The following is a 9,711-nucleotide window of genomic DNA, read 5'->3' on the forward strand; positions in this document are numbered from 1 at the left end:
TGCAGCTCACCGGCCCCGGCGTGCCTGACGTGTACCAGGGCACCGAGCTGTGGGATCTGTCGCTCGTCGACCCCGACAACCGCCGCCCCGTGGACTTCGCGCGACGCGAGCGCATGCTGGCGGAGCTCGACGCGGCCGTCGCCGAGGGCGACCTGCCCGCGATCGACGACTCGGGCGCGGCGAAGATGCTGGTGACGTCGCGCGCGCTGCGGCTGCGCCGGGATCACCCCGAGCTGTTCGCCGTGTACCGCCCGCAGACGGTCGCAGGTTCCGCCGCATCGCACGCCGTCGCGGTCGACCGAGGCGGCGTGACCGTCGTGGCCACTCGCCTGCCTGTCGGACTGCAACGACGAGGCGGGTGGGGCGAGACGATGCTGATGCGCTCGGAGATGCCGTCTGTCGATGTGCTCACCGGGCGACGCGTCGGCGGTGGTGCGGTGCGCCTGGCCGAACTGCTCGAGCACTACCCGGTCGCGGTGCTGCGGGAGGTGCGGTGAGGGAGACCGGTGCGGTGATGAAGGTCTGGGCACCCCGCGCGTCGCGGATGCGGCTGCGCCGCCTGAACGACGACGGTTCCACCGCGGACGACCGGGAGATGACGACGAGTGCCGGCGGCTGGTGGCAGGCCGATGCCGAGCTCGCCGACGGCGAGCGCTACGGGTTCGTCATCGACGACGGTGACCAGCTGCGGCCAGACCCGCGCTCTCGTCGCCAGCCCGACGGCGTGCATGCCGCATCGGCCGCGTTCGATGAGACGGCGTTCACCTGGACCGACAGCGGGTGGACGGGAAGGCAGCTCGCCGGCGGTCTCATCTACGAGCTGCACATCGGAAGCTTAACCCCGGCGGGCACCTTCGATGCGGCGATCGAGCGGCTGGGGCACCTCGTCGACCTCGGCGTCACGCACGTCGAGCTGCTGCCGGTGAACGCGTTCAACGGGCAGTGGAACTGGGGCTACGACGGCGTGCTCTGGTACGCGGTGCACGAGGGGTACGGCGGCCCGCGCGGCTACCAGCGGTTCGTCGACGCCGCGCACGCGCACGGGCTCGCCGTGATCCAGGACGTCGTCTACAACCACCTCGGACCGAGCGGCAACTACCTGCCCGAGTTCGGGCCGTACCTGCGCCAGGGCAGCCGCAACACCTGGGGCGACTCGATCGACCTCGACCAGACCTCCGTGCGCGAGTACATCATCGAGAACGCGCTGATGTGGCTGCGCGACCGGCACGTCGACGGCCTGCGCCTGGATGCCGTGCACGCGCTGCATGACGACAGCCGCGTGCACATCCTGAAGGAGCTCGCCGAGCGCGTGGACGCCCTCTCGGCGCACGAGCGCCGGCCGCTCACGCTGATCGCCGAGTCGGATCTCAATGATCCGACTCTGATCCTGCCGCGTGAAGCCGGCGGGTACGGGCTGACCGCGCAGTGGTCCGATGACTGGCACCACGCGGTGCACGTCGCCCTCACCGGCGAGACGTCGGGCTACTATGCCGATTTTGCCGCTCCGGATGCCATCGAGAAGGTCACCGACGGCGGCTTCTTCCACGACGGCACCTTCTCGTCGTTCCGCGACCGGGTGCACGGCTCGCCGATCCCGCACGAAGTGCCCGCCTGGCGTCTGGTCACCTTCGCGCAGGATCATGACCAGATAGGCAACCGAGCGACGGGCGACCGGCTCAGCGAGACGCTGTCCGACGACAGGCTCGCGGTGGCGGCGGTGTTGACGCTGACGGCGCCCGGCACGCCCATGCTCTTCATGGGCGAGGAATGGGGGGCGTCCACGCCGTGGCAGTTCTTCACCTCGCATCCCGAGCCCGAGCTCGGCCGCGCGACGGCCGAGGGACGCATCGCCGAGTTCGCCCGGATGGGGTGGGATGCGGCGGTCGTGCCCGATCCGCAGGATCCGGCCACCTTCGAGCGGTCGCACCTCGACTGGGATGAGCTGGCGGCGCCGAGTCACGCACGCCTGCTCGACCTGTACCGCCGGCTCTCGGCCTTGCGGCGCGAGCATCCGGAGCTGACCGAGCCCGGCCTCCGGGAGCCGTCCGTGCATCTCGTCGTGCCGAGCGATGAGCCGCAGCGGCGTGCTTTCCGCATCGACCGCGGCGGACTGAGCATCCTGATCAACCTGACCTCAGCCGATGTCGCGTTCGATGTCGACGGCGAGGTCCTGCTCGCCACCCGCGAGGTCGCGTCGACCGCGAGCCGCACGACTCTGCTCGGGGATTCAGCCGCGGTGATCCGGCGCTGACCGCAGCGTCAGCCGGCTGCGGTACCCAGGTACTGCCCGCCCCGGAACGTTGCACCTGCGTCCGATGTGGCGGGTCGGGCACCGTTCGTACTGTCGGTGACATGCGAAAGGCAAACCAGTGATCTCCGCCGCAGCGCTCGTCAAGCGCTACGGCTCCAGAACCGCCGTCGACAGCATCGACTTCACCGTCGAACCGGGTCAGGTGACCGGATTCCTCGGCCCGAACGGTGCCGGCAAGTCCACCACGATGCGCATGATCGTCGGCCTCGACCGGCCCACCTCCGGGTCGGTGCGCGTGAACGGGCGGACGTATCGCGAGCACGCGGCGCCCCTGCGCGAGGTGGGCGTGCTGCTCGACGCGAAGGCGGCCCACCGCGGCCGCACCGCGTACCAGCACCTGCGTGCCATCGCGGCGACGCACGGCATCGGTGCCTCCCGGGTGCGGCAGGTGCTGGAGCTCGCCGGCCTCGAGTCGGTCGCCGGCAAGCGGGTGGGCGGCTTCTCCCTCGGCATGGGCCAGCGTCTCGGCATCGCCGCGGCGCTGCTCGGCGACCCGGGCACGGTCATCCTCGACGAGCCGGTCAACGGACTCGATCCGGAGGGCGTGCGATGGGTCCGCACGCTGATGCGCACGCTCGCCGCCGAAGGCCGGACGGTGCTGCTGTCCTCCCACCTGATGAGCGAGATGTCGCAGACCGCCGACCGGCTGATCGTCCTCGGGCGTGGTCGGATCCTGGCCGATGGCACGGTCGGAGACGTCGTGGCGAAGGTCACCCGCCAGGTGGTGCGCGTGCGCACCCACGACGGACCGCGGCTGATGGCCGCGATCGCCGACGCCGATGTGTCGGTGTCGACCGTCGGAGACGACGCCTATGAGATCACCGGGCTGAGCGCCGAGCTGGTCGCCGCGGCGGCCTCGGCTGCGGGCATCGTGCTGTACGAAGTCGTGACCTCGTCGGGATCCCTCGAAGACGCCTATCTCGCCCTCACCGCCGGCGACGTCGAATACCACTCGGCCCTCACCTCGACCACCACCGACGCAGGAGCACTTCGATGACCGCCATCGACCACAAGCGCACGACCTTCATTCCCGCCCCCACGAGGCTCAGCTTCCCCGGCATCCTGCGCTCGGAGCTCATCAAGCTCTTCAGCCTGCGCTCGAATGTCGCGATGCTCGTCTCGATCGTCCTGCTCGGCATGGGAGCGGCGCTGGCCCTGGCCGTGACGATGGGCGACGCAGGCATCCCCGACCGCCCCTCGACCGGGTTCATGCTCGACCAGGTCACCGTGGGCACCGTGCTGTTCGGTCAGCTGGTGGCCGTCATCCTGGGAGTGCTGCTGGTCAGCGGCGAGTACGCCAGCGGAACCATCCAGCCGACGATGGTCGCAGTGCCCAGGCGCACCGCCGTGCTGCTGGGCAAGGCGTGCGTGGCGTTCGTCGTCGTCACGGTCACGGGCCTGCTCGCCGTGCTCGGCTCGTGGGTGGCGACCCTGCCGTTCTTCGATGCGCTCGGTCTCGGCGTCGGACTCACCGCCACGGGAGTGCTGCCGGCGTTCGCGGGCTCCGCGGTCTATCTTGGCCTCTCGGCTATTCTCGGGGTGGGCATGGGCGCGCTGCTGCGCGGAGTGGCGCCGAGCGTCGCAGGCGCCGTCACTCTGACGCTGCTGCTGCCGGTGGTGCTGTCGGCGTTGCCGGTCTCTCAGACGGTGCGCAACATGCAGCTGCTCACCATGTCGAAAGCGGGCGATGCCATGAGCAACGCCCCCGAGAACCAAGGAGTGCTCGTGGATCTGGTCGACGGATACGTCAGCTGGGGTGCCGGCGGCATCGTCGCCGCGGCCTGGGCGCTCGCGTTCCTGCTCCTCGGCCTTTTGCGTCTGCGCCGGGGGGACGTCTGAACACGGCATCGTCACGCCTGCGCGGCGCCTCCTCCGGGGCGCCGCGACCGGCGCGCCGGTTCTCGATCGCGGATGCCGTGCTGCTGGGCCTGTACCTCAGCGTGGCCGCGCCGATGGCCGTGCTCTCGCTCGAGCCGCCCTTCGACACGTCGCTGTGGCCGCTGGTCGCACTCGGTGTGGGTGGCATCGCCGTCATACTCGTGCGGCATCGGCATCCCCGAACCGCGTTCGCGGGTGCGCTGCTGCTGGCCCTGGCATCGGCCGCGGTCGGATCCGGCGCCGAGGGCATGCTCGCGATCGGCGCGATGTACCTGGTCGGCCTGCGCGCTCGAGCAGGCGTCGCCTGGTCGGCGCTGGGCGCCACCCTGCTGTGTGCGGCGGCGGCGGCACTCGCCCTCACCCTGCGCGGCACCCGGCTGCCGCACATCCTGGGCCTGCAGCCGCCGATCGAGGCGCGCGACTCGCTGCTGGACTGGCTGAACTTCTTCAGTCTGATCGCCGCGCTTCTGCTGATCGCGACTCTGCTCGGCATCAACGCCGGGCACCGTCGACGACAGCTCCGTGACCTGCGGCATCGCGCCGCACAGCTCGCCCGCGAGCGCGACCAGCAGGCCGAGACGGCGCGCGCCCGCGAGCGCGAGCGCATCGCGAGGGAGATGCACGACGTGATCGCGCACAGCCTGACGGTGATGATCGCCGTGTCCGACGGTGCACGACTGGCGGCCGACGAGAACCCGCAGCAGGCGAAGGAGGCCATGGGCCGCGTCGCGGAGACCGGGCGCCGAACGCTCGGTGAGGTGAGGCGGCTCCTCGGCACGGTGCGTGACGGAGACGACGTACCTCTGGGCGAACGGGAGGCGCAGCCGCAGCACGCGCCCCAGCCGGCTGCCGACCGGCTGCCGGCGCTCGTGCAGGAGTTCGTCGACGCAGGTCTGCCGGTGCGGCTGACCGTCACCGGGCGGCCGCCCGCCGATGCCGCACTGGGACTGACGGTGTACCGGATCGTGCAGGAGTCGCTCACCAACTCCCTCCGGCATGCCACGGATCTGCGGTCCGTGGAGGTGCACGTCGACTGGCTCGCGGAAGAAGTCGGGATCATCGTGCAGGACACGTCGGCATCCCCATCTGCACCTGCGATCACCGACACCGTCGGCCGAGGACTGCTCGGCATGCAGGAGAGGGTGGCTATGTACAACGGGACGATCGAGGCAGGTCCGCAGCGCCGCGGGTGGCGGGTCGTCGCGCGCCTGCTCTGGGATCCGAGCGAAGGGAACGAGGAATGAGCGACGACATCCGCGTGCTGCTCGTCGACGACCAAGAGCTGGTGCGCTACGGCTTCCGACTCATGCTCGATGCGACGCACGGCGTCGTGGTCGTCGGCGAGGCCGACGACGGCGAACGGGCGGTCGGCGCGGCCGAGCGACTGCAGCCTGACGTGATCCTGATGGATGTCCGGATGTCCGGCACGAACGGCATCGATGCGACCAGAAAGATCCTCGCCCGCCGACCTCGCACCCGCATCCTCGTGCTCACCACCTACGACCTCGACGAGTACGCCTTCGCGGCGCTGCGCGCAGGTGCGGCGGGCTTCCTGCTCAAGGACACTCGCCCTGAGCAGCTCATCGCGGCGATCCACGCGGTGCATGCCGGCGACGCGGTCGTCTCACCGCGGATCACCGCGCACCTGATCGCGACCGCAGCACCGCACCTCGGAGGTCGGCAGACGGACGACGTCGAGAGTACCCTCGCCGATCTCACCACCCGAGAGCGAGAGATCTTCATGCTGATAGGCCAGGGGCGGACGAACGGCGAGATCGCCGCAGCCCTGCACCTGAGCGATTCGACGGTGAAGGCTCACGTCGGCCGCGTGCTGTCGAAGCTCGAGCTGCGTAACCGCGTCGATGCCGTGATCCGCGCCTACGAGCTGGGCGTGGTCGGACGCTGACCAGCCCACCGATCAGACCCCGACGCCCGCTCCTTGATCAGGAGAGGATCGCGGTGACGCGGATCTCCACCCGCATGCTTGCCAGGCCTAGCGCCGTCACGCCGGTCTGCGTCCAGATGGGCGCTCGTTCGCCCATCCAGCGACGCAGCTGGGCGACCATGACGTCGTTGTGGCCTCTCCCGATCTCATCGGGACTGAGGGCGACGTGATAGGAGTTGACATGAACCACGTCCCTCCAGCTCGCGCCCGCCGTGGCCAGCGTTCGCTCCACGTTCTCGAAGGCGCGGACGATCTCTTCCTCAAGCGACTCGGGCAGCGACCAATCGTCGTCCCAACCGCCCTGGCCGGAGATCTCCACTCGATTCCCGATGCGCAGAGCCTGAGAGTAGTGCAGGTTCTCACGCGCCCACTCCCCGTACCCGGGGGTGGCGAAGAGCTCGGGCTGTTCGTTCGGCGCGAGGGTCATGCTGCTCCTTGTTGAGTTCGGTCGACGGCTCTTGGAGCGTAGCCGCCGAACGCTGAGCGACGTCGGGACTCCGGAACATGAGGTCCTGCCAGGGTACGAGGAGGCGCGTCAGCCGATCTCGTTCTGAAGCTTCGCGACCGTGTCGGCGTAGTTCATGCGGATGACGGGCAGCTGAAGCCGGTTCGTGCCGACCTGCACGTACCCGTGCTCGATCGTGCGCGCCATCCGGTAGCCGGCCTGCGTGACACCCTGTTCCGCCGTCGCGTTGTGGTGGCCGTAGGGATAGGCCACCACTTCCTTGCTGCCGAGGATCCGTGCGGATTCCTCCAAGTCGGCGGCCACGTCATCGGCTGACAGATTGACCATCCGGCCTCTGCCGTCGTCTCCCGCGCGATGCATGTCGTGCGTGTGCGAACGCTGCAGGACGTACGTGGACGGGGTCGGGTCCTGGCGGGCGGACGTGATGACGAAAGACGTCGCGAGCAGGCGGCGCTCGGTGAGGATCGGCACGGCGAGTTCGAGCCAGGTCGGATCGGCGTCGTCGTCGGTGATGATGAGCGAATGCCGCGGCAGGAACAGCTTGCCGTCGATGAACGCATCCAGTTCGTCCCATGTCGGCAGGTAGAAGTTCTGCGCGGCGACGTGATCCATCTGCGCCCTGAAGTCCTCGACGTACACGAAGTTGCCTCGCAGCCAGCCGGCTTCACCTTCGGGCTTGGTCGTGAACTGGTGGTACATCAGGATCGGAATCCTCGCGCCGGTCGCGAGGTTCTGCTCGGGAGTCGTCCACGCGGCGTGGAGAGCTCTCTCGTGATCGGTGCACGCGGCGACCTGCGAGCCGTTCACACGGTCGGTCTGCGCCTGAGCCAGCGCCGTCCCGGGCGTCGGATACCAGCCCGCGAACACCGCGCCGGCACGCTCGGGGATCGGCAAGCCGGCGTACAGACCCCCCTCGGTCTGCAGCATCGGCGCCAGCTCGACGCCCTCGCCGTAGAACGTCACGGCGCAGGCGGTGGCCGGATCAGCGGCGTCTTTCAGCAGAAGCTGCGCGGGAGTCAGCGGTATCGGTGCAGGCGTGGGAGAGACGGTGACCGTCGGCTGGATCGCTTCGGGCAGGTCGTGCGCACCGCCCCCGAGAGCGCGCGCGGACGCGATCACGATCACGGCGGTGAGCGCAGTCGCGAGAACCACGATCAATGCGATGACGAAGCGCCGACGATGGGAGGCCTTCGACGCGCCTCGGGCTCCGTGCCCGCTGGATGATTCCACACTCACGGAGCCTGAGTGTACCCACCGACTCGGCCACCTGCGAGACGCGCGTGCCCCCTCACGCGGCGGCGGGCCGTGCGGCCGGGCTTCGCGAGGCTCCGGTCGCCTCGTGAGAATGGGCAGTGCGGATGGTCACCGGAAATTCCGTAACCAAACCGTTGCATTCGTTACCTCGCCGTTATATGCTCATCACACGGTGAATGTTTGCTGTGGCATCCACCGCATGTGATTGCAGAACTCTCTTTGGTGCAAGGGACAAGGGCCGGCCGGAAGCCTCTCCGACCGGCCCTTACTGTTCCCTCCGACGTCGGCGCGCGACAGTACGCTGAGAGGCATGACCGACCGCGAGCTCGCCCTGCAGGCGTGGGAGAGCCTGTTCCGTGCGCAGCATCAGCTGCTGGCCGAGATGGCGGTCGACTTCGACGGAGCCGACCTCACGCAGGGCGAGTACGACGTGCTGCTCACCGTCGTGCGCGCACCCGAGATGACCTCGCGGCTGCGCGACATCACCGCGAAGTCGCTCATCAGCCAGCCCAGCGTCTCGAGGCTCATCGACCGGATGGTGGCGCGCGGGCTCATCACGAAGGCGATCGATCCCGACGACGGGCGCGGAGCGGTGATCACCGCGACGGATGCCGGAGCCAAGGCCTTTCGTCAGCTGGCGACGGTGCACGGGCGCACCATCGCCGAGAGGATGTCGCCCCTCGACGACGCCGAGCTCGCCACGCTGCTGCGGCTCACGGAAAAGCTGCGCGGGGTGTGACCGCCGAGACTCTGGCAGGGTGTACCTGAAACCTACAAGGGGGAAGGAAGGTCACCATGGAGCTTGCCGGAGCAATCGGCATCCTGGTCATCATCGGAATCGCGGTCGTCACCGCAGTCATCGTCGCACTGATCCTGCTGCTGTTCGCGCGCAGCTGGATCAAGGTCGCGCGAGCCGATGAGGCGCTCGTCATCTCGGGCCGCAAGCAGAAGGTGCAGCGGGCCGTCATCAACGCCGACGGCAGCACCAGCTCGGAGATGGCCGAGTCACCGGTCACGGTGATCGTCAACGGCAAATCGCTGGTCAACCCGATCACGCAGCGGCACGAGATCATCTCGCTGCGCTCGCGTCAGGTGTCGCTGAACGCCGAGGCGCAGTCGCTCGACAGCGTCACGCTCAACGTCGACGGCGTCGCGATCGTCAAAATCGGCTCCGACCCCCTGTACGTGCGTCGTGCCGCTGAGCGCTTCGCCTCGCAGGACAAGGCGATCGAGCAGTTCACCACCGAGCAGCTCGAAGGCGCGCTGCGCGGCATCGTCGCCACTCTGTCGGTCGTCGAGCTGATGCGCGAGCGCAAGAAGTTCTCCGATCAGATCGCCGCCGACGTCTCGCAGGAGCTCGCCGAGCAGGGCCTGATCCTCGATTCGTTCCAGATCAAGGGCATCACCGACAAGGTCGGCTACATCCAGTCGCTTGGTGCGCCCGAGATCCAGGCGAAGCGTCAGGCGGCCGAGATCTCGCAGACCAACGCCGACCGTGCCATCAACCAGAAGAACATCGCCAACAACGAGGCGAACCTCATCGAGCAGACCGCGCTCGACACGAACACGGCCAACGCCAACGCCGGCATCGGCCGCGCCCGCGCCGAAGCCGAGCAGGCCGAGCACCTCGCCCGCGCCCAGGCCGAGCAGGCCGTGCTGCAGCAGCAGGCAGAGAACAAGCAGGCGCAGCTCGACGCCGACGTCAAGCGTGTGGCCGACGCGCAGCGGTACGAGGCCGAGACCCGCGCCCAGGCCGACCTGTTCACCCGGGAGAAGGCCGCTGAGGCCGCCGCGATCGAGCAGGTCAAGCAGGCCGAGGCGCGCACCCGCATCGCCGAGCAGCAGGCCCAGGCCGAC

The 9,711-nt window shown here is 69.1% G+C and carries 9 protein-coding genes and 1 pseudogene; 8 read left to right on the plus strand and 2 right to left on the minus strand.

The genetic code is table 11. The features are described from left to right. The 6 genes and pseudogenes from RT309_RS10960 to RT309_RS10985 all read left to right on the plus strand — a co-directional run. Positions 1-497: pseudogene (locus tag RT309_RS10960) on the plus strand (malto-oligosyltrehalose synthase); the annotation flags it as partial. Between the two features lie 17 nt (positions 498-514). Further along, on the plus strand, positions 515-2,251 hold the full coding sequence (gene treZ, locus RT309_RS10965) for a malto-oligosyltrehalose trehalohydrolase (RefSeq protein WP_313357009.1): 1,737 nt from the start codon (positions 515-517) through the stop codon (positions 2,249-2,251). Between the two features lie 118 nt (positions 2,252-2,369). Further along, positions 2,370-3,308 carry an ATP-binding cassette domain-containing protein gene (locus RT309_RS10970; RefSeq protein ID WP_313356994.1) on the plus strand — a complete coding sequence of 313 codons (939 nt, stop codon included), beginning with the start codon at positions 2,370-2,372 and terminating at the stop codon, positions 3,306-3,308. Further along, entirely contained in the window at positions 3,305-4,150 is an 846-nt protein-coding gene (locus RT309_RS10975) for an ABC transporter permease (protein WP_313356996.1), read from the plus strand. Before RT309_RS10970 ends, RT309_RS10975 begins: the two co-directional genes overlap by 4 nt. Before the next feature lie 77 nt (positions 4,151-4,227). Continuing rightward, positions 4,228-5,433, plus strand: coding sequence for a histidine kinase (locus tag RT309_RS10980; RefSeq protein WP_313356998.1), 1,206 nt, complete (start codon positions 4,228-4,230; stop codon positions 5,431-5,433). Next, positions 5,430-6,095, plus strand: coding sequence for a response regulator transcription factor (locus RT309_RS10985; RefSeq protein WP_313357000.1), 666 nt, complete (start codon positions 5,430-5,432; stop codon positions 6,093-6,095). The genes RT309_RS10980 and RT309_RS10985 overlap by 4 nt, the downstream gene beginning before the upstream one ends. 37 nt (positions 6,096-6,132) lie before the next feature. On the opposite strand, the gene RT309_RS10990 is transcribed toward RT309_RS10985, so the two are convergent. Then, positions 6,133-6,561: a RidA family protein gene (locus RT309_RS10990; protein WP_313357001.1), complete on the minus strand. Its 429-nt coding sequence runs from the start codon at positions 6,559-6,561 to the stop codon at positions 6,133-6,135. Positions 6,562-6,669: 108 nt separating this feature from the next. Continuing rightward, entirely contained in the window at positions 6,670-7,836 is a 1,167-nt protein-coding gene (locus RT309_RS10995; RefSeq protein ID WP_313357003.1) for a polysaccharide deacetylase family protein, read from the minus strand. Between the two features lie 328 nt (positions 7,837-8,164). Between RT309_RS10995 and RT309_RS11000 the strand changes: the two genes are divergently transcribed. Beyond that, positions 8,165-8,593, plus strand: coding sequence for a MarR family transcriptional regulator (locus RT309_RS11000; RefSeq protein WP_313357005.1), 429 nt, complete (start codon positions 8,165-8,167; stop codon positions 8,591-8,593). Positions 8,594-8,649: 56 nt separating this feature from the next. Continuing rightward, the coding region (locus RT309_RS11005) for an SPFH domain-containing protein (RefSeq protein ID WP_313357007.1) at positions 8,650-9,711 on the plus strand (1,062 nt) is incomplete at its 3' end.

The organism is Microbacterium sp. (assembly GCF_032084865.1).
Classification (GTDB): domain Bacteria; phylum Actinomycetota; class Actinomycetes; order Actinomycetales; family Microbacteriaceae; genus Microbacterium.